This is a genomic window from Neisseria sp. P0009.S010 (genome assembly GCF_051958545.1).
Lineage (GTDB): Bacteria > Pseudomonadota > Gammaproteobacteria > Burkholderiales > Neisseriaceae > Neisseria > Neisseria subflava_A.
This window is the reverse complement of sequence record NZ_JBQCVH010000007.1, coordinates 44,351-64,531: the sequence shown is the minus strand read 5'-3', so window position 1 is coordinate 64,531 and position 20,181 is coordinate 44,351. Positions and strand designations below refer to the sequence as shown.

Sequence of the window (20,181 nt, the reverse complement as noted above, 5' to 3'; positions counted from 1 at the left end):
TTGAAAGATAAAAACAAGCGGATTATAGGGGGTGCTTGCGTTTAATTGAGTTAACCAGATTAAAGGCCGTCTGAAAAGTTTTCAGACGGCCTTTAGTTTAGGAAGTCAAACCAGATTATTTGGCTGCTTCGGCTTTTTCGCCTTCTTTAGCAAAGTATTTGGCGTAAATTTTGTCGTATTCGCCACTTTCGCGTACTTTTTTCAGTGCATCGTTCAACATTTTGATGGTTGCTTCGTCGCCTTTGCGTGCAGCGATACCGTAGTTTTCGATGGTGAAGTCAGGCAGGGAGATGAAATCCAAGCCTTTGGTCGGGTTGTTTTTTACATAGTTGGCAATAACCGCGCTGTCGCTGACTACGGAATCTAGACCGCCGTTTTCCAATTCTTTAATAATTAGAGGAACGCTTTCAAAGCGGGCGATTTTCGGATTGTCGTTGCCCAAGAGTTTGGAAACAGAGAAGTCGCCGGTGTAGCCGGTTACCACGCCGACTTTGGCCATGTTTTTCAGGTCTTCGGAAGAAGCTACTTTTTTGCCTTTTGGAACGAGGACAACTTGGGTGATTTCAAAGTATGGATCGCTGAAGAGCATGCTTTGTTTGCGGTCGTCAGTGATGGTTACGCCGGACATAACGATGTCCACGTCGCCGTTGTTCAAAGAAGGGAAGAGGCTTTCCCATGGCTGGTGTTTGAATTCGACTTTGAAGTTGCCGGCTTTAGCCATGGCGTCCATCAAGTCAACGTCAAAACCTTCTACTTTGCCGGCAGAATCCAAAGATTCAAATGGGGCAAACTCGGCGTTAGAGCCGACACGGTACACTTTATCGGCAGGAGCAGAGGCATTGTTGCTTTGACCGCCGCAGGCAGTCAGGGCAAGGGCGGAGCAAGCGAGGGCAGTGGCCAGCCATTTTTTCATGTTCATGATATGTGCTTTCTTAATAAAATGTTAACGGATAAAATCTTAGTTTAGCATAATTTTGTGAACAAACTAGCCGAAATCAGTGGTCTTTTTCTCGGAAAAATGCGTAGGTTACGTCATGGAAGAGGTCGGTGTGCGGACTGTCTTCATAGCTCAATTCCGCCAACGCGTCTTCAAAGGCAAGCTGGATGGATTCTACGGCATCGTTGGCCATGTCGGAGGGCAGGGAGCGGATGAGGCCTTTGAGTGCGGTGGCGAGGACGTGGTTTTGCATACGCAAAGCGTCGTTGGCCTCTTCCAGATATTCGAGGCGTTGTTCGATGCTGCTCATGATGTATCCTTGAGTTAAATAAAATAGTGATTATATAGCGAATTAATATTAAAATGTGACGCTTGCGCCGGCTTGCCGGATATGTCCAACCATTGGCCGTATTTCAAGTAATTTTAGGTTTGAAATACGGTTCACAATAAAAATGAAAAAACGAGATTATGGAAAACAACCGTCTTGACCCCACAGCCCTCGAGGAAGAAGACCTGAATTGGGAAAAACGCCTGGAAAGATTGCGTCAGGCACGACAATTCAATACTGAGCCGACTCATGCGCCATTGGTCAAAAAATCGGACGACGCTGTCGATGTTGCGCCCAAAACCGCGCCTAAAAAAGAATATAAACTGGATGCTGACAATCGTGAAAAAGTATTGGAAGAGTATTTGTACCGCTGGCAGTTGGAACACAATACTGCCCTTGCCGACGAGGGCGAGGCAGTGGAAACCGATGCAATGGTGGTTTTGCAGGATAACTGGTTGAGCGCGCAATCGGCATTGCAGGCTGCGGCTTCAGAGCGTCATATCGAATCAACGCGCACCGTCAGACTGAATCCGAAATCAGGTGCCGTAGATTTTGATGCGCCTGAAGTGGAAGAAACTGAAAAACCGGAAAATGATGATGCGGAAGTGGCTGAAGAGGCGGTTTCAGACGGCCTTGAAAAAGAACCGGCCATTAATGTCCATATCAATGTATTGAACCCGCAAGCGATTGGCCGTCGGGAGGTATTCTGCGTTTCTGAAAAAGATTTGACCGAGCGTCTGATTAAGCGTTTACGCCCCCATGTGGCCGATGCGGTCAATGGCATGATTCGGATTGCCGTGCAAAAACAAATGGCCTTGTTCACTTACCAGTTGCAGCAAATGCTGAACGAGCAGGCTCCGGGCTTGGTGGAAGATGTGTTGGAACACAACGTCAAACGTATTTTGGACGATATGAAGACCGAAATGAAATACCGCCGTTGAGTATCTGGGCTGTCTGAAAAGCTTCAGACGGCCTTCGGCGTAAATTTCCCTTAAAATTTTACGAAGCGTGTATAATAGCGGCTCACGTTTTCGTGATAAATATCCTTTCTAAATAGTTGATATGCCCGATGCAGAATCGGGCATTTTTTTTGAGATTGTTATGAATAAAAATAAAATCATTGTATTGCTGATTGCTTTGGTTGCCGTATTTGCCTATAACAAAATGCAAAACAAGCAGCCGGTACAATCGCAGAATCACCAGAAAATAGAAGCCGTTCAGAAACAAAATAATGCGGGCAAAAAGAATGCCGATACGGCTCAGCAGCAAATCGGTTCGGACAAGGAATCAGCCGAAGCGGTTTTGAAACAGGCGTTTGAAAACGAACAAAGCGATATTCAGGTTGAGGGCGAGGGCACGGTATGGAAAACCCTGCCGGATGACAACAAAGGCACGCGCCACCAACGCTTTATCTTGAAGCTCTCCAGCGGCCAGACGCTTTTGGTGGCACACAATATCGACCTTGCCGATAAGATTAAGGGTTTGAAAAAAGGCGATAAAGTAGCGTTTTACGGCGAATACGAATGGTCGGAGCAGGGCGGTGTTATCCATTGGACGCATCATGACCCGGCAGGCCGTCATGAAGACGGTTGGCTGAAGCACGGCGGACAGGTTTATCAATAACCGTTCAGACGGCCTCCTGCTTGAAAGATGACAGGAATAAGCGCAAAATGTTAACAAGTTAAACAGACGGAAAATATTGTTCCGTCCATTGGAATACACAGTAGATTGGAGAATAAATGAACAAAAAACTTCATCCGCAAACGCTGGCCATCCGGGGCGGCAAAGAGCAGACCGAATATCGTGAACACAATCAGGCGCTGTTTTTGACCAGCAGCTTCATGTGGGAAAGCGCACAACATGCGGCAGATTTGTTTTCCAAAAAAATTAAAGGCTTTACCTATACCCGTACAGCCAATCCGACTACTGCCGCTTTTGAAAAACGCATTGCTGCATTGGAAGGCGCAGAGCGCGCGGTAGCCACTTCGACCGGTATGTCCGCGATTCAGGCAGCGTTTTTTACCTTCTTGCAAGCTGGTGATCATGTTATTTCCAGCCGCAGTCTGTTTGGTACGACTGTTGGTTTTATCAATAATATCGTAACTAAGTTCGGCATCGAGGTCAGTCATGTGTCGCCAACCGATTTGAACGAGTGGAAAGCCGCGGTTAAAGACAATACCAAATTGCTGTTTTTGGAAACGCCGTCCAACCCTTTGGGCGAAGTTGCCGATTTGGAAGCTTTGGCCGAACTGGCACACAGCATCGGTGCGCTTTTGGTAGTGGACAACAGCCTCTTGTCGCCAGTCGGCTCGCAGCCTTTGAAACACGGTGCGGATATTTCTGTTTCTTCCGCAACCAAAGCGATTGATGGTCACGGCCGCGTGATGGGCGGCGTGTTGGCCGGTTCGGAAGAATTGATGACGCAAGTTGCCATGTATTGCAACTCTTGCGGTTTGGCGATGTCTCCGTTTAACGCATGGCAGCTGTTAAGCGGCGTGGAAACTCTGTCGCTGCGTATGGAAAAACAATACGACAATGCGCTGAAAATCGCGCAATGGTTGAAAGAGCAACCGCAAGTCCAAGCCGTGTACTACACCGGTTTGCCCGACCATCCGCAAGCCGAACTGATCCGCAAACAGCAAAATGGCGGCGGTATCGTCGTGGGTTTTGAAGTTGCAGACCAAGAAGAAGCATGGAAAATCGTGGACGGCGTAGAACTCTTTTCCCGTACTGCCAACCTCGGCGATGTGCGCTCGACCATCACCCATCCGTGGACAACCACGCACGGCCGGATGCAGCCTGAAGAAAAACTCGCCGCCAATATCCGCCCGGGCTTGATACGCCTCTCTGTTGGTTTGGAACACATCGACGATTTGATTGATGATTTGCAACAAGCATTGAACAAATAATCTAAAAACAAATTGCAGACGGCCTTAAATTTTAATAGGCCGTCTGAAAGCAATTAAACACACATCTTAAGAATAAAAGGAAAAAATAATGTCTGAAGCAGAATTCGCCTCGTGGGCAATGAAAATCCTCCTCACCGGCCTGATTATCTTTTTGGGCTTTATCGTTTGGAACTTGGGTAAAGAATCCAAAGCCGGCAAATTCGGCATTGCCATGCTCTTCTTGGTTTTGGGCTTGGGTGTGTTTGGATTCGTATTTAAAGAGTTGCTGATTAGCTTTTTGGTATTGCCAAAGTAAGCAGAAAGTTTATAGATAGAACAAGGCCTTCTGAAAAAATGTTCAGACGGCCTTTTGATTTGAAATTTAAATTACGCCCAATTCTTGCAAGCCGCGCAAGACGCCATCTTCATCAACACTTGGGCAGACGAATTGTGTGGCCGCTTTGGCTGCTTCTTCGCCATTGCCCATGGCAACGCCAAAGCCGACGGTTGACAGCATTTCCAAGTCGTTGAAGCTATCACCGAATGCCATCACTTTGCTCATATCAATGCCCAGTTTTTCCACTGCGTGGGTGATGCCCCGTGCTTTTGAACCTTCTTTGCGCAGCAGGTCCACGGCATATTCATGCCAGCGGACGGATTTGAAGCCGTGTTGCTGGGTTAGCGGTTGCAGGATTTTTTCTTCTTCTTTATCCACAAATACCAACATTTGATAAACAGGCTGTTTTCGGAAATATTCTTTATCCATCAGGAAGTTGGGCAGGATATGCGATAAGCCTTCGGCAACGCGCGGCGAATGGGAGGAAACGGCAATTTCTTGGTTGTTGACGAATGCGTAGTCTATTTTATGTTGTTCAAGCAGGTTGATGGCTGTTTCGATGTCGGCAATGTCCAAGGGGTAGCTTTGCAGGGGTTCGCCGTGAAAGGAAATATATTGGCCGTTGATGGTAACGAGCATGTCGATACCGCATTCTTGAATCAAGGCTTTGACTTTGGCGGGAATGGCGGCTTCCGGACGGCCGGTGGCAATGGCAGTCAAAATGCCTTTGGCTTTCAATTCGTGCATGGCTTTGGGAACTGAGGGACGCAGGGTATCCGTGTATTTGCGGTAGAGGGTGTCGTCGATGTCAAAGAAGATGATTTCAGGGTTGTTCATGGTTTACTCGTTGGGCTGGGTATACACAGCTTTCATTGAAAATTGTGTGAACAGCTTGTGTATAAATTGGTTTAGTATTTGATTGCTATTATAAAAATAAGTTCTGATTAAATTTTAGGCAGATTTTTATTTTGGGAATAAAGCGGAAAGTTATTCACAATAGGCCGTCTGAAAATTTGGTTTTTAGACGGCCTTGTTTTAAGCAATCAAACGGATATTTTCTTTGTCTTGCCTGAATTTGTTTTTAATCACGAGAGGCAGGCTGCTGTCGAAATACCAGCTGCCGTCAGGCAATGCCAACGCACCGCCGGCGCAGAGCAGGGTAATGCTGTTTCCGGTCAGGGGGTCGGTTTCGGTAATTTCAATTTCGTGCGCTTTGCCCCAATCGGTTACGGGGAGTAGGGCGGCAAGCTCGGTAATGCGTTGGTTTTGATGTTTGATGCCGTTTGGCTGGCGGCAGTTGCCATTGCATTTGCCGACAGCCTCGACGGGGCAGGGTTCTCCCTTTGCGTAGCTGGTCGGTAAAATGTGGAGCGAATCTGGGCAGAGCCTGTGTTCTTGCGACCATTGAGTCAAAGCGCGTTTGGCTGCTTTTTTGTGGGCAAACAAACCGTAAGGACGCCAGTTTCTGGTGCCGCTATTTAACAAGACAATGCGTGCTTGAAGGCTGCCGTGTTCGTCCGCGATAAAGCGGACGGTAGAAAACGATGTAGACTTTTCAGACGGCATCAGTTGGTATTCCTGCATGGTCTGGGCTTTGAGCCATAATGTATGAAGCTGTCCGACTGCCGGAATAAAACGGATGGAGGTTGCGGCTTTGATATGCGGCGGCAGTTTTTTGCTGTGCAGAAGGGTGGCGGTTTCACTGTATGCGCGTTCGTGTGCTTCAATGGCTTGGGCTTTGCTGAAATGGTCAAACCAAACCAATACGCCGTAACTGTCGGGCAGGGCATAGAGCTGTTGGGCAAGCGAATCAGGCAGCCAAGTGGGCAACATTTTCGGATTCATCAATACACGGACGTGTTCGTCCCATTGTTGATGATTTTTTTCTGCCAGACTTAATTCGAGATAATCACACAATGCGGCAACATCAGTCATGGCGCGGTGGCGGTTGGCCGTCTGAATGCCGGTGCGTTCGATAATGCTGTCGAGGCTGTGTTTGTAAAACTCAGGATACAGGCGACGAGACAGTTGAACCGTACAGAGCGAGGGTGCGGCAAAGTCAGTATGGATACGGGCAAACTCGTGGCGTAGGAAGGTGTAGTCAAAGCGGCTGTTGTGGGCAACAACCACTGCACCTTGCAATAGCGGCAACAAATCAGCTGCAATATCGGTAAAGACAGGCGCGTTTTTCACCGTTTCATCATGAATTCCGGTCAGCCTGGCTACAAATTCGGGAATGCTGCGGCAAGGGTTGACTAATTGCTCGTAATGTGTGGCGCGTCCTTGCTCAAAACGAACAAGGGCGACTTCCGTTATCCTGTCTTGATAGAAATTTCCACCGGTCGTCTCCAAATCCACCACGACCACAGGCCGTCCCAAACGGGAAAATGCTTCGGATAAGAGCGGCCAGCGTGCGAAATCTGACATTTTATTCTCTGTAAATTCAATAGCAAATGCGCATTTTACACGCTGTCTGCAAGTTTTCCAAATAAAACGCTTGACAGTAAATAGCCCTCTCTTTATAATTCAAATCTTTCTTGATGCACCCGTAGCTCAGTTGGATAGAGTATCTGGCTACGAACCAGAGGGTCGGGCGTTCGAATCGCTCCGGGTGCGCCACAGAAAATCTCTGCGCCCATCGTCTAGCGGTTAGGACATCGCCCTTTCACGGCGGTAACCGGGGTTCGATTCCCCGTGGGCGTGCCAGTTTATAAAAAAGCGCAATCTGTTTCAGATTGCGCTTTTTTGCGTCTGTTGGTTTTGAAATGATTTGAACCTCTCTTTTTATCTGCTCATGCAGGTTGGCATTTGTCATAATCTACTAAAAGCATTTATTATTATATATCTAATAATCATAATTAAGGGAAAACGTTCATGGCGTGGCGGTTTGTGTTGCCTGCTTGGGTGGTGGGTGTAGTGCTTTCTTTTGCGCTGCCGTTTGTGCCGCCATGGTGGGCTTGGTTGTCTGTAATTATTGGCGCGCTTGCGTTGTGTCGAAGATTTGCTGTGGCTTGGTTGGTGCTGGCCGTCTGCATGGGCATGGCGTTTGGGGTGTGGCGGACCGGGTTGGTTTTGGCTGGTCAATGGCCTGTAGGGGAGATGGCGGCTAAAGTTTTGACGGTTGAAGTGGCGGATATGCCGCGTGATGATGGTCGGCGCGTGCAGTTTGCGGCAAGGGCTTGGGATGAGCGTGGGCAGACTTTTGATTTGATGTTGTCGGATTATCAGCGGCGTGATTGGGCGGTGGGCAGCAGGTGGTCTGTATCGGCGCGGGTAAGGCCGGTGATCGGTGAAGTGAATGTGCGCGGTTTGAACCGTGAAACATGGGCTTTGGCCAATGGTATCGATGGCATGGGTACTTTGGGACGCGACAGGAAACTCGTGCGGCAAGGCGGCGGTTTGGGTTTGGCTAATATGCGTGATACGGTAAGCCGGAGTTGGCAGAGAACAGGGGAAAAGTATCCTGAGTTTTCAGATGGCATAGGGCTGATGCGTGCTTTGAGTATTGGCGAGCAATCGGCGTTGAGGCCGCCTTTGTGGCAGGCATTCCGGCCTTTGGGACTGACGCACTTGGTCAGTATTTCGGGCTTGCATGTGACGATGGTGGCGGTATTGTTTGCCTGGCTGATTAAGCGAATTTTCCGTTATTTGCCGTGGATTCCGGCGCAACCGCGTGTGTGGATATTGGCTGGCGGTGTTGCCGGTGCTTTGTTTTATGCGCTTTTGGCCGGTTTTTCCGTACCGACGCAACGCAGTGTGTTGATGTTGGCTGCGTTTGCGTGGGCATGGTGGCACGGAAGTGGCGGCTCGGGCTGGACGGCATGGTGGCAGGCTTTGGCCGTTGTTTTGTTGTTGGATCCGTTGGCAGTATTGGGCGTGGGAACTTGGTTGTCTTTCGGCTTGGTTGCTGCTTTGATTTGGGCTTCATCAGGCCGTCTGAAAGAGTTGGGTTGGCGTTTGGCTGTACGGGGGCAATGGGCGGCAACGGTGTTGTCGGTGGTATTGCTGGGCTATTTGTTTGCTTCGTTACCTTTGCTCAGTCCGTTGGTTAATGCTCTGGCTATTCCTTGGTTTTCTTGGGTGTTGACGCCGTTGGCTCTGCTGGGTTCGGTTTTTCCGTTCGAACTTGTCCAGTTGGTAGCGGCATTTTTGGCGGAATACACTTTGCGTGGTTTGGTATGGCTGGCTACGGTATCGCCTGAATTTGCCGTCGCAGCGGCGCCTGTGCCTTTGCTGGTGTTGGCGATGATGGCGGCTTTGCTGTTATTGTTGCCTAAAGGAATGGGCTTGAAACCTTGGGCATGTCTGGTTTTATTGGGTTTTGTATTTTACCGTCCTGCCAAGCTGGAGGAGGGGGTGGCAAGAGTTACGGTGATGGATGCAGGGCAAGGTTTGTCGGTGTTGATACAAACGCGCAACCGTAATCTTTTGTTTGATACAGGAACGGAGCAAGTGGCGCAAACAGGTATTGTGCCGAGTTTGAACGCTATGGGCGTGCGCCGTTTGGACAGCCTGATTTTGTCGCACCATGATATTGACCATGACGGCGGTTTTCAAAGTGTAGCAGCTGTTGGTACCGATAAATTGCTTGCCGGACAACCTGAGTTTTATCCGAATGCAGAGTTTTGCCAAGAAGACAAATGGCAATGGGACGGTGTAGATTTCGAGTTGCTCAGGCCGTCTGAAAATACGGGCAAGGAAGATAACGACCAAAGCTGCGTATTGCGTGTCGTGGCAAACGGCAAAGCCTTGTTGATAACCGGCGATTTAGGCGTGAAGGGCGAGGCCGGTTTGATTGAGAAATACGGCAATGCGCTGTATAGCCAAGTGTTGGTATTGGGCCATCACGGCAGCAGCACGGCTTCGTCGGGCAGCTTTCTGCATACGGTTTCGCCGCAATATGCCGTGGCATCCAGCGGCTATGCCAATGCCTACAAACATCCGACCGTTGCCGTACAAAATCGTGTCCGCGCGCACGGCATTACTTTGTTGAGAACGGATTTGTCAGGCGCGTTGGTGTTTGCTTTGGGACAGGGCGATATATTTCAAGGCCGTCTGAAAAAGGATAAGTTTTATTGGCAGAAGAAACCGTTTGAGTAAAAAGGCTAAAAGGCCGTCTGAAAGACTTTTCAGACGGCCTTAATATTTTTCATTGACGGGCATTATCCAAATTTTGTGTGAATCCAATTGTGGATAGTTTGGTTTGATATTTGATAATAAAGAATAAATTAATTGTGATGAAAAAATAGGCAGTTTAAAAATAGGGTAATAATTACAAAGTTATTAGTAATAATCGGTATGATGTTCTGTATATCAAGCAGAGCCTAAAGCAGCACAGAGTTTGCACGTTTCTACAATGAAGATGCTGCGCAGCTGACAGCCGCCAATATTATCGGCTGATTGTTATTTTAAAGTTTAAGGCCGTCTGAACCTGATATTTCATGTTCAGACGGCCTTAAACTTATATAATATCCGACTCATCTGTTTAAAAAGGCAATTTCCATGCACACCATACGCACCAAAATTTGCGGCATTACCCGACCTGAAGACGCGCTGACTGCGGCCGAATTGGGTGCGGATGCCATCGGGCTGGTGTTTTACGCCAAGAGTAAACGGGCAGTGAGTATTGAGCAGGCGCAGGCGGTTGTGAAAAATCTGCCGCCGTTTGTATCGGTGGTGGCCTTGTTTGTGAATGAAAACGAGCAAACCATCCGCGAGATTCTGCGTCAGGTGCCGATAGATATGATTCAGTTTCATGGCGATGAAGACGATGATTTTTGCCGTCGGTTTGACCGCCCGTATTTGAAGGCCGTGCGTGTACAGTCCGCAGCCGATTTTCAGACGGCCTGTGCCAAATTTCCGAATGCACGCGCCTTGTTGTTTGATGCTTATCATCCGACCGAATACGGCGGTACGGGACAAAGTTTCGATTGGACCATGTTGCACGGCAATATCGGCAAACCGTGGATACTTGCCGGCGGATTGACTGCGGAAAACGTTGCCGAAGCGGTAAAAATCAGTGGCGCGGCGGCGGTGGATGTGTCCGGCGGCGTGGAGATCTCCGGTGGGGTTAAGAGCAGGGAGAAAATGGCGGCGTTTATTCAGGCAGTAAAGGCCGTCTGAAAATTTGTTTGAATGAAAAACAACCGGAATACAGATATGCAAGAGTCAATCGTTGAGTCCCACCCCTTCGCAGCCTTGTTGCCTCCGCAGGCAACGGTCATGATGATGGGGACGTTTCCGCCTAAAGAAGAAAAACACGCGATGCAGTTTCATTATCCGAATTTTCAAAACGATATGTGGCGTGTGTATGGGCTGGTGTTTTTCGGCGATGCGGCGCATTTTCAAAAGCAGGGCGAAAAAGCGTTTGATGCCGATAAAATCAAAGCGTTTTTGAGTGAAAAGGGGATTGCATCCTGTCCGACCGTATTGAAGGCAATACGCGAACATGGCAATGCTTCGGATAAGTTTTTAAAAGTGATAGAAACTGTCGATTTGGCGGCAGTATTGGCGCAAATGCCCGAGTGCCGCCATCTTTGCACCACTGGCGGCAAGGCAACCGAAGTTTTGTTGGAGATTCAAGGCAGCGGCATGAAAATGCCGAAAACCGGCGAAACAGTGCCGTTCCCCTATGCAGGGCGTGAGTTGACCCTGACGCGTCTGCCTTCGACTTCGCGTGCCTATCCTTTGAGTTTGGCAAAAAAAGCAGCGGCGTATCGGGCTTTTTTTGAAATGGCTGGATTGACTGTTTTTCAGGAGTAGGGCGATGGATCGTTATGAAATCTCTTTAATGGTGTTTATGGCTTTGTGGTGGCTTTTTAATGTCGTCTCAGTGTGGCTGAAGGCCAAAAAATGGCACATCAGGGTATTGTTGGGCGGAACGCTTTTGTATGTGATACAAATATCTGCAGTCATTATGTCTGTTAACGGCCTTAATTGGATATTTTTGAACGTAAGTACTATAAATACCAATGAGTTGATTATTGCTTTGCTTGTGCTTAACTTTCTGGGTTGTTGGTTGCTGGCGCTGTGGCTGGGGATGTTGGCATTGAAACTATGCCTGAGAAACAAAAACGAAGAAAAATATATCGCGCCTCCGTTGGGTACGGCATTGATTGCAACATCGAGCTGTACGCTGTTGTTCCTATTTTGTCTGCTGATATTATTATTCAATTAGTTGCCGACAAGATGAATGGAAAACAGCTATAATTGCTGACAATTTTTACTTTCAGACGGCCTTTTACTGAATCAGGCCGTCTGAAACCATAAAACGAACAAGGAAAAATCCCATGAAAAATTATCACGCTCCCGACGAGAAAGGCTTTTTCGGCGAACACGGCGGCCTGTACGTTTCCGAAACCCTGATTCCGGCATTGCAAGAATTGGCAGAAGCCTATAAAGCAGCGAAAGAAGATCCTTCATTTTGGGAAGAGTTCCGCCATGATTTGAAACACTATGTCGGCCGTCCCAGCCCTGTTTACCATGCCGCGCGCTTGTCCGAGCATTTGGGCGGCGCGCAAATCTGGCTGAAGCGTGAAGATTTGAACCACACTGGCGCGCACAAAGTGAACAACACCATCGGTCAGGCTCTGCTTGCCCGCCGCATGGGCAAAAAACGCGTGATTGCCGAAACCGGCGCGGGTCAGCACGGCGTGGCTTCTGCTACCGTCGCCGCACGCTTCGGCATGACTTGTGACGTGTACATGGGCGCGGACGATATCCAACGTCAAATGCCGAATGTGTTCCGCATGAAATTATTGGGTGCGAACGTGGTCAGCGTTGACAGCGGCAGCCGTACTTTGAAGGACGCGATGAACGAAGCCATGCGCGAATGGGTGGCGCGTGTGGACGATACGTTCTACATCATCGGCACCGCCGCCGGTCCCGCGCCGTATCCCGAAATGGTGCGCGACTTCCAATGCGTGATCGGCAATGAAGCCAAAGAGCAAATGTTGGAAGCCATCGGCCGCCAACCTGATGTTGCCGTTGCCTGCGTGGGTGGCGGCTCGAACGCCATCGGTTTGTTCCATCCCTATATCGAAGAAGAAAACGTACGTTTGGTCGGCGTAGAAGCCGGCGGTTTGGGTGTGGATACCCCTGACCACGCCGCACCGATTACCAGTAAAGCCCCTATCGGCGTATTGCACGGTTTCCGCAGCTATTTGATGCAGGACGAAAACGGTCAAGTCTTGGGTACGCACTCCGTTTCCGCAGGCTTGGACTACCCAGGCATCGGCCCGGAACACAGCCATTTGAACGACATCAACCGCGTGGAATACACCGTTGCCAAAGACGACGAAGCACTCGAAGCCTTTGATTTGCTCTGCCGTTTCGAGGGCATTATTCCTGCGCTGGAATCCAGCCACGCCGTAGCTTGGGCGGTGAAAAACGCGCCGAAAATGAGCAAAGACCAAGTGATTTTGGTCAACCTCTCCGGCCGCGGCGACAAAGACATTAACACCGTGGCGAAACTCAAAGGCATTGAGTTGTAAGCTTGATTGAGCAGTAAAGGCCGTCTGAAAAAGCTGGGTTTCAGTCTTTCAGACGGCCTTTGTTTCCGTAATGATTCAGCGTAGTATTTTATCCGCGCAAACTCTATCAAGTATCGGCGGCTAAGGAAATTTATCCTTCCAAACTGCGCTTGTACGCTTTCTAAACCGATTATCCAAGTTATCCATTTATTGTAATTATGAAACATTTGGCAATCCATCTAAAACTATTGGGCATGGCGGCGTTTTGGGGCGCATCTTGGCCGATGGGGCGGATGTTGGGACAGGCGCAGCCGCCTTTAACGGGCGGTATGCTGCGCTTTTTGACGGCGGCGATCTTGCTTTTGGGCTGGCTGTTTACACGGTATCGGTTGCGTACTTTAGCGGTTTTGTCGCGCAAACAATGGCTTGGATTGGCACTGGCGGCGGCATTCGGCGTATTTGGTTTTACTGTGTTGTCTATGCTGGGTTTGCAGCGGATTCCTGCTTCAAGGGCGACGGTGTTGGTCACGTTTAATCCTGTGTTGACGATGTTTTTTGCGGCTTTGTTATTTGGCGAGAAGCTCAACGGCAAGATTGTGTCGGGTATGCTGTTGGCAGTGGCAGGCTCGATATGGGCGGTTACGCATGGCGAGATTGCGGCGTTTTTGTCGGGCGGCGGCGTAGGGTGGGGCGAAGTGCTGGTGTTTTGCAGCCTTTGCTGCTTGGTTACTTATACGATGATAGGCAGGGCGGTGTTGCAGGGGATTGACGCGCTGACGGTTACCGTGGCCACTGCTTGGCTGGGTGCAATGATGTTGCTGCCGCCAGCGCTGATTTCAGACGGCCTGCCGTTTGGTATGCTTGCCGAAATGGACGGCAGGGGCTGGTTTGCTTTGATTGGCCTGTCTGTCGGTGCAACGGTCTTGAGCTATGCGTGGTATTTTGAAGGCGTAAAGACTTTGGGCGCAGGCAGCGCGGCGGCGTACATCACTTTGGTGCCGGTATTCGGCATTTTGTGTTCCGCTTGGTTTTTGGGTGAGGCATTGCATGTTTCCTTGGTTGCCGGCTGTTTGGCGGCCGTAATCGGATTGGCGCTGATGCAATATGGAAGACGCGCCGTCTGAAAAGGTAAAGATGTTATATAATAACGAAAATTGTCAATCTGTCTTTAAAACGAATATGTCAGAACCGTCCTCCCTGCTCGATTTCGACCGCGCCCATCTGCTCCATCCCTATACGTCCATGACCGACCCGTTGCCTGTTTATCCGGTGCGCCGTGCGGAGGGCGTGCATATCGAATTGGCGGACGGTACGCGGTTGATTGATGGGATGTCGTCTTGGTGGTGTGCGATACACGGTTACAATCATTCCGTTTTGAATCAAGCGGTTGAATCGCAGATTAAGCAAATGTCGCATGTAATGTTCGGCGGTTTGACGCACGGGCCGGCGGTGGAGCTGGGCAAGTTGCTGGTTGGGATTTTGCCGCAGGGGCTGGACCGTATTTTTTATGCGGATTCGGGTTCGGTTTCGGTAGAAGTTGCGCTGAAGATGGCGGTGCAATACCAGCAGGCGCGGGGTTTGACCGCGAAGCAGAATATTGCGACGGTGCGGCGCGGGTATCACGGCGATACTTGGAACGCGATGTCCGTCTGCGATCCGGAAACGGGGATGCACCATATTTTCGGCAGCGCGTTGCCGCAGCGTTATTTTGTCGATAATCCGAAAAGCCGTTTCGACAATGAATGGGACGAGGCGGATTTGCAGCATGTCCGCGCCTTGTTTGAAGCGCATCATGCGGATATCGCCGCCTTTATTTTGGAACCGGTCGTGCAGGGCGCGGGCGGCATGTATTTTTATCATCCGCAGTATCTTCGTGGTTTGCGCGATTTGTGCGATGAATTTGATATCGTGTTGATTTTTGACGAAATCGCCACCGGATTCGGGCGCACGGGTAAGATGTTTGCCTGCGAACACGCGGAGGTCGTACCGGATATTATGTGTATCGGCAAGGGCTTGAGCGGTGGCTATATGACGCTGGCGGCGGCAATCACTTCGCAAAAAGTCACCGAAACGATTTCGCGCGGCGAAGCGGGCGTGTTTATGCACGGCCCGACGTTTATGGCGAACCCGCTGGCGTGTGCCGTTGCCTGCGCTTCGGTCAAGTTGCTTTTATCTCAAGACTGGCAGGCAAATATCCGCCGCATCGAAAGCATCCTGAAAGGTCATCTGAAAACCGCATGGGACATTCGCGGCGTGAAAGACGTGCGCGTTTTGGGTGCCATCGGGGTGATCGAGTTGGAAAAAGGCGTGGATATGGCGCGTTTTCAAGCGGATTGCGTGGCGCAGGGAATTTGGGTGCGCCCATTCGGCAGGCTGGTGTACCTCATGCCGCCTTACATTATTTCAGACGACCTCTTAACCGAACTTGCCGATAAAACCGTACAAATCTTGAAGGAACACAGCAAATGAAAGGCGTTTACTTCGTCAGTGGCATAGACACGGACATCGGCAAAACCGTCGCCACCGGCGTGTTGGCAAAACAATTGTTGCAGCAGGGCAAAAGCGTGATCACGCAAAAGCCTGTGCAAACCGGTTGCCAAAACATCGCCGACGACATCGCCGTCCACCGCAAAATCATGGGCATACCCATGCAGGAAGCCGACAAGCAAAAGCTGACCATGCCCGAAATCTTCAGCTATCCCGCCTCGCCCCACCTCGCCGCCCGTCTGGACGGCAGAGCTTTGGACTTGCACAAAATCCGCACCGCCACGCAAGAATTGGCGGCGCAATACGAAATCGTCTTGGTCGAAGGCGCGGGCGGATTGATGGTTCCGCTGACGGAAAACCTGTTAACCATTGATTATATTCAACAACAGGCTTATCCCGTCATCCTCGTTACCAGCGGACGGCTCGGCAGTATCAACCACACTTTACTAAGCTTTGCCGCGCTTAAACAATACGGCATCCGGTTGCACAGCCTGATTTTCAACCATATTCACGACAGCAAAGATGAAACCGTTGCCGGCGATACTTTGGAATATCTTAAAGGCCGTCTGAAAGATGAATTTCCCGAAGCCAAATGGCAGGAATTGGCCAAGACAGAGGTGTCAGATGGAGCTTGATATACCGCGTGGCACGCTTTGTTCACATGCCGAAGCTTCAAGTCTTTTGCCGTCTAAGGCCGAACATTTGCTGACCGTTTCTTCGCTAACCGCTGCGTTGCGCGCTTCCGGTAAGGATTTTTCAGTCGAGCTGGTGTATTTGGGTTTGACGAAGGGTGCGGAAAACGGAGACGAAATCTTTGTGCGCGATGTTTTGCTCAAACTGGACGGCGAAACAGTGATACAAGCCAGAAGCGCGTGCCGGCCGGACAGCAGTCTATGGACAGAATTATTGGATTGCGGAACGCAGCCTTTGGGCGAGCGCCTGTTTGACGGTACATTGCCGTTGAAACGTTCGGATTTTGAGTTTCTTCGTTTTGAAGATTTAGACCATCCATCTTTCAGACGGCCTATTACCGCGCGCCGTTCGTATTTCGATTGGAACGGCGAAATATTGGAATTAACAGAATATTTCTTATTGAAATTAATAGATTTATACCGCTAAGGCCGTCTGAAAATAAAACCGATTACCGATGTTTGTCATAATTCTGTTATAATACAATAAATTAAATTGTTAAGATCTGTTTAATTTCAGACGGCAATACATTATAATAAGAGCTAAGGCTCTAAAAAACCGTTCCTTCCGAATCGACACATAAACAACGACACATTACATCAATGAACATAAGGCGATTTTTCCTACAATTTTTACCGCGTTACGCTGTCGGACGGATGGTGATATACGCCAAACTGATGCGTATCGACAAACCTATTGGCACACTGCTTTTGCTGTGGCCGACTTATTGGGCATTGTGGATTGCGTCTAAAGGTGTTCCCGACGCGGATATTTTTATTGCCTTTAGCGCAGGCACATTTTTGATGCGCAGCGCAGGTTGCGTGGTGAATGACTTTGCCGACCGCAATTTTGACGGTGCAGTAGAGCGCACCAAAAACCGCCCGTTTGCCAAAGGTTTGGTTTCTAAAATCGAAGCGCTGCTTTTGACCGTCATGCTGTGTCTGATGGCGGCTTTATGCTTGGTGCAGCTCAACCGCTTTACTTGGCTGATGAGCCTTCCGGCCTTGTTCCTTGCCATCACATATCCCTTTACCAAACGCTTTTTCCCGTTGCCGCAGTTTTATTTAGGACTGGCATTTTCGTTCGGCATTCCTATGGCCTTTGCCGCCGTGCAAGGCCGAGTGCCTCCCGAAGCATGGCTGATGTTTACCGCCAATGCCTTATGGACGCTGGCTTACGACACGATTTATGCCATGGCGGACAAAGAAGACGATTTGAAAATCGGCATTAAAACTTCGGCAATCACATTTGGCCATCACGATATTAGCGCAACCATGCTTTGCCATTTTTGGTTTACCGTATTGATGGCGGTGTTGGGTATCAAAATCGGTGCAACTTGGCCGTATTGGTTGATATTGCCGATAACTGTTTATTGGCAGTATCAGCAATATGTTGTCATCCGTACGCGCAATCGCCAGTTGTGCTTCCAAACGTTTTTGGCCAATAACCGCATCGGTTTGGCGTGGTTTTGCGGATTGGTCTGCCATTATTTCTGGGTATTTTTGGTTTCCAAACTGTTTTAAAAAAAGAAGTTGGGGCCGTCTGAAAAGAAGGGGAAAAGGGGTATGCCGGGCATACCCCTTTTCATTTGAATCATAGTTTGGCTATTGATAGCATTTTTACTTTAAATTCAATATAAGCAAGCAGTTGGATTATTTTTAGCTCGTTAAAAAATATCAAGAACAACATGGAAAATGTTAGCAGGGCGAGTGTAAATTACGCCTTCAGGATTGAGATTTGCACCGACAATCGGTACAATCCTATTGTTTTGCGACATTTAAAAGAGATACACATGAGCCTGATTGGCGAAATTTTACCTTTGTCCCATATCGTTTTGGATTTGGAAGTCAGCAGCAAAAAGCGTCTGTTTGAAGAGGCCGCCCAGCTGCTGGAGAATGAAGCAGAATTACCGAATACCAACGTGTTCGACTGCCTGTTTGCCCGTGAAAAGCTTGGTTCGACCGGTTTGGGGCAGGGGGTGGCGATTCCTCACGGCCGTCACGCATGCGTGAAAAAAGCCACCGGTGCGTTTATCCGCACCAAAGAGCCGGTTGCCTTTGATGCGCCCGACGGCAAACCCGTTTCCTTGATTTTCATCCTGCTTGTGCCTGAAAACGCTACCGGCGAACATTTGGAAGTCTTGTCCAAACTGGCCGGCAGATTCTCTCAAAAAGCCATCCGTGAAGCATTAATGGCCGCAACTTCTGCCGAAGAAGTACGCACACTTCTGACCGAAGAGTAATTCATGCCCAGCATATCCGTCCGCCGCCTGTTTTCCGACAATCAGCACAAACTCGAACTTGCTTGGGCTGCCGGCAATTCTGGCGCGGACAACCGTATCGGTGTCGAAGCCGATAAACCCGTCTTGGCCTTGGTCGGCCACTTAAACTTTATCCATCCCAACCAAATTCAAGTTGTCGGCGTAGCTGAAGCCGAATATTTGCGCCGCTTGGAGTCGGGCGAGCTCAACTACGATTTCGGAGAGCTTTTCGACATCCCCATGTCTTTGGTCATTGTCGCCAACGGCTTGCCGGTATCGCCCAAATTGCGCGATTATTGCCATACCAACAGTATCCCCTTGCTGACTTCCAAACAGGAAAGCCCGCACCTGATGGACGTTTTGCGGATTTATCTGCAACGGACATTGGCAACTTCCACCATCAAGCACGGCGTATTTTTGGATGTATTTGAAGTGGGCGTACTCATTACCGGACAATCCGGCTTGGGTAAGAGCGAATTGGCATTGGAGCTGATTTCGCGCGGCCACAGCCTGATTGCCGATGATGCGGTCGAACTTTTCCGTACCGGCCCGGAAATGCTGGAAGGCCGTTGCCCGCCTATGCTGCGTGATTTCCTCGAAGTACGCGGTTTGGGCATACTTAATATCCGCCATATTTTTGGCGAAACCTCTATCCGTCCGAAAAAAATCCTCCAGCTGATTATCAATTTGGTTCCGGCCGACGACGGATATATGAAACAACTTGATCGATTGAGCATCCGTACCGAAACAGAATCTATCCTCAACGTCAGCGTCCGTTCCGTTACCCTGCCTGTTGCAATCGGTCGAAACTTAGCAGTATTGGTTGAAGCTGCAGTACGCAATTACATCCTTCAATTGCGTGGTAAAGACAGCACCAAAGAATTTCTCGAACGTCACCAAACACAACTCAAAGAAAACGAACAAAATCATGAAAATCGTCCTGATTAGCGGCTTATCCGGCTCGGGAAAGTCCGTAGCTCTTAAGCAGCTCGAAGATTTGGGCTATTACTGTGTCGATAATCTTCCCTTGGAAATGCTTCCATCATTGGTTTCACTCCATATCGAACGGGCCGATGAAACCAAACTCGGTGTCAGCGTTGATATCCGTTCCCGTATTAATATCCAAGAAGCGCAAGAGCAAATCCAATATTTGCGTGACGAAGGACATCAGGTTGAAGTCCTGTTTGTTGAAGCAGAAGAGGGTGTTTTGGTTCGCCGCTTCTCAGAAACCCGACGTGGACACCCTTTGTCTGGTCAAAACCTGACTTTGTTGGAAAGCCTGCAAAAAGAACGCGAGTGGCTCTTTCCGCTTAGAGACATCGCATATTGCATCGATACGTCCAAAATGAATGCTCAGCAGCTGCGTTATGCTGTGCAACAATGGCTCAATATTGAACGTGTCGGTTTGCTGGTCATTCTTGAATCCTTTGGTTTCAAATATGGCGCTCCCAATAATGCCGACTTTATGTTTGATATGCGCAGCCTGCCCAATCCGTATTACGATCCGGAATTACGCCCCTTTACTGGCATGGACAAACCTATTCAAGATTATTTGGGCCAGCAGCCGTTGGTTCAAGAAATGGTTGATGACATCGACCATTTTATTAGCCGCTGGTTGCCGCGCCTGCAACAAGAGAGCCGCAGTTATGTGACGATTGCCATCGGTTGTACCGGCGGTCAGCACCGCTCCGTTTATGTTGTGGAAAAACTGGCCGAGCGCCTCAAAGGCCGTTATGAACTCCTTGTCCGCCACCGTCAGGCTCAAAGCTTGGCAGGACGCTAA

21 protein-coding genes and 2 tRNA genes are annotated in these 20,181 nt (G+C 49.3%); 19 read left to right on the top strand and 4 right to left on the bottom strand.

All coding sequences use genetic code 11. The features are described 5' to 3' along the window. Positions 1-115: 115 nt before the first annotated feature. Together ACTHSN_RS08525 and ACTHSN_RS08520 are read right to left on the bottom strand one after the other, a co-directional pair. Positions 116-919, bottom strand: a complete 804-nt coding sequence (locus ACTHSN_RS08525; protein WP_070461637.1) for a basic amino acid ABC transporter substrate-binding protein — start codon at positions 917-919, stop codon at positions 116-118. A gap of 76 nt (positions 920-995) precedes the next feature. After that, positions 996-1,247: an NGO1151 family protein gene (locus ACTHSN_RS08520; RefSeq protein ID WP_003680526.1), complete on the bottom strand. Its 252-nt coding sequence runs from the start codon at positions 1,245-1,247 to the stop codon at positions 996-998. 158 nt (positions 1,248-1,405) lie between these two features. On the opposite strand from ACTHSN_RS08520, the gene ACTHSN_RS08515 reads away from it, so the two are divergent. The 4 genes from ACTHSN_RS08515 to ACTHSN_RS08500 all read left to right on the top strand — a co-directional run bounded on the left by ACTHSN_RS08515 (position 1,406) and on the right by ACTHSN_RS08500 (position 4,469). Then, positions 1,406-2,206 carry a hypothetical protein gene (locus tag ACTHSN_RS08515; protein WP_070461636.1) on the top strand — a complete coding sequence of 267 codons (801 nt, stop codon included), beginning with the start codon at positions 1,406-1,408 and terminating at the stop codon, positions 2,204-2,206. A 121-nt stretch (positions 2,207-2,327) separates the two neighbouring features. Further along, positions 2,328-2,888: a DUF3465 domain-containing protein gene (locus ACTHSN_RS08510; protein WP_070461635.1), complete on the top strand. Its 561-nt coding sequence runs from the start codon at positions 2,328-2,330 to the stop codon at positions 2,886-2,888. A gap of 116 nt (positions 2,889-3,004) precedes the next feature. Beyond that, positions 3,005-4,174 carry an O-succinylhomoserine sulfhydrylase gene (gene metZ, locus ACTHSN_RS08505; protein WP_070461634.1) on the top strand — a complete coding sequence of 390 codons (1,170 nt, stop codon included), beginning with the start codon at positions 3,005-3,007 and terminating at the stop codon, positions 4,172-4,174. An 88-nt stretch (positions 4,175-4,262) separates the two neighbouring features. Then, positions 4,263-4,469 carry a DUF2788 domain-containing protein gene (locus ACTHSN_RS08500; RefSeq protein ID WP_003747401.1) on the top strand — a complete coding sequence of 69 codons (207 nt, stop codon included), beginning with the start codon at positions 4,263-4,265 and terminating at the stop codon, positions 4,467-4,469. A 66-nt stretch (positions 4,470-4,535) separates the two neighbouring features. Here the strand turns inward: ACTHSN_RS08500 and ACTHSN_RS08495 are convergent, their stop codons facing one another. Continuing rightward, a complete protein-coding gene (locus ACTHSN_RS08495) occupies positions 4,536-5,327 on the bottom strand; it encodes a Cof-type HAD-IIB family hydrolase (protein WP_070461633.1) in 792 nt (263 codons plus the stop codon). A 198-nt stretch (positions 5,328-5,525) separates the two neighbouring features. Beyond that, positions 5,526-6,917, bottom strand: coding sequence for an exonuclease domain-containing protein (locus ACTHSN_RS08490; protein ID WP_440365256.1), 1,392 nt, complete (start codon positions 6,915-6,917; stop codon positions 5,526-5,528). Positions 6,918-7,032: 115 nt separating this feature from the next. Between ACTHSN_RS08490 and ACTHSN_RS08485 the strand changes: the two genes are divergently transcribed. The 15 genes from ACTHSN_RS08485 (at position 7,033) to rapZ (ending at position 20,181) form a co-directional block, all read left to right on the top strand. Then, a tRNA-Arg gene (locus ACTHSN_RS08485) sits at positions 7,033-7,109 on the top strand. 12 nt (positions 7,110-7,121) lie between these two features. After that, positions 7,122-7,196, top strand: a tRNA-Glu gene (locus ACTHSN_RS08480). Between the two features lie 168 nt (positions 7,197-7,364). After that, positions 7,365-9,590, top strand: coding sequence for a DNA internalization-related competence protein ComEC/Rec2 (locus ACTHSN_RS08475; protein ID WP_440365255.1), 2,226 nt, complete (start codon positions 7,365-7,367; stop codon positions 9,588-9,590). 402 nt (positions 9,591-9,992) lie between these two features. Beyond that, on the top strand, positions 9,993-10,613 hold the full coding sequence (locus ACTHSN_RS08470) for a phosphoribosylanthranilate isomerase (protein WP_070461630.1): 621 nt from the start codon (positions 9,993-9,995) through the stop codon (positions 10,611-10,613). A gap of 36 nt (positions 10,614-10,649) precedes the next feature. Beyond that, the gene (locus ACTHSN_RS08465; RefSeq protein WP_049336521.1) at positions 10,650-11,252 is read left to right on the top strand and encodes a DNA glycosylase; all 603 of its coding nucleotides are present in this window, start codon (positions 10,650-10,652) and stop codon (positions 11,250-11,252) included. Between the two features lie 4 nt (positions 11,253-11,256). After that, on the top strand, positions 11,257-11,667 hold the full coding sequence (locus ACTHSN_RS08460; RefSeq protein WP_049336439.1) for a hypothetical protein: 411 nt from the start codon (positions 11,257-11,259) through the stop codon (positions 11,665-11,667). Positions 11,668-11,779: 112 nt separating this feature from the next. Further along, positions 11,780-12,982, top strand: coding sequence for a tryptophan synthase subunit beta (gene trpB / locus ACTHSN_RS08455; protein ID WP_070850700.1), 1,203 nt, complete (start codon positions 11,780-11,782; stop codon positions 12,980-12,982). A gap of 197 nt (positions 12,983-13,179) precedes the next feature. Then, the gene (locus tag ACTHSN_RS08450) at positions 13,180-14,085 is read left to right on the top strand and encodes a DMT family transporter (RefSeq protein ID WP_440365254.1); all 906 of its coding nucleotides are present in this window, start codon (positions 13,180-13,182) and stop codon (positions 14,083-14,085) included. 55 nt (positions 14,086-14,140) lie between these two features. Beyond that, entirely contained in the window at positions 14,141-15,430 is a 1,290-nt protein-coding gene (gene bioA / locus ACTHSN_RS08445) for an adenosylmethionine--8-amino-7-oxononanoate transaminase (protein ID WP_440365253.1), read from the top strand. Next, complete coding sequence (gene bioD / locus ACTHSN_RS08440; protein ID WP_440365252.1) at positions 15,427-16,083, top strand: dethiobiotin synthase; 657 nt, start codon at positions 15,427-15,429, stop codon at positions 16,081-16,083. The genes bioA and bioD overlap by 4 nt, the downstream gene beginning before the upstream one ends. Further along, positions 16,073-16,567, top strand: a complete 495-nt coding sequence (locus ACTHSN_RS08435; RefSeq protein ID WP_440365251.1) for a chorismate--pyruvate lyase family protein — start codon at positions 16,073-16,075, stop codon at positions 16,565-16,567. The genes bioD and ACTHSN_RS08435 overlap by 11 nt, the downstream gene beginning before the upstream one ends. 227 nt (positions 16,568-16,794) lie before the next feature. Further along, the gene (gene ubiA / locus ACTHSN_RS08430) at positions 16,795-17,661 is read left to right on the top strand and encodes a 4-hydroxybenzoate octaprenyltransferase (RefSeq protein ID WP_440365250.1); all 867 of its coding nucleotides are present in this window, start codon (positions 16,795-16,797) and stop codon (positions 17,659-17,661) included. Between the two features lie 269 nt (positions 17,662-17,930). Beyond that, the gene (ptsN, locus tag ACTHSN_RS08425; RefSeq protein ID WP_039862228.1) at positions 17,931-18,380 is read left to right on the top strand and encodes a PTS IIA-like nitrogen regulatory protein PtsN; all 450 of its coding nucleotides are present in this window, start codon (positions 17,931-17,933) and stop codon (positions 18,378-18,380) included. Between the two features lie 3 nt (positions 18,381-18,383). Beyond that, positions 18,384-19,346: an HPr(Ser) kinase/phosphatase gene (hprK, locus tag ACTHSN_RS08420; RefSeq protein ID WP_003747372.1), complete on the top strand. Its 963-nt coding sequence runs from the start codon at positions 18,384-18,386 to the stop codon at positions 19,344-19,346. Next, positions 19,327-20,181: an RNase adapter RapZ gene (rapZ, locus tag ACTHSN_RS08415; protein WP_070461625.1), complete on the top strand. Its 855-nt coding sequence runs from the start codon at positions 19,327-19,329 to the stop codon at positions 20,179-20,181. Before hprK ends, rapZ begins: the two co-directional genes overlap by 20 nt.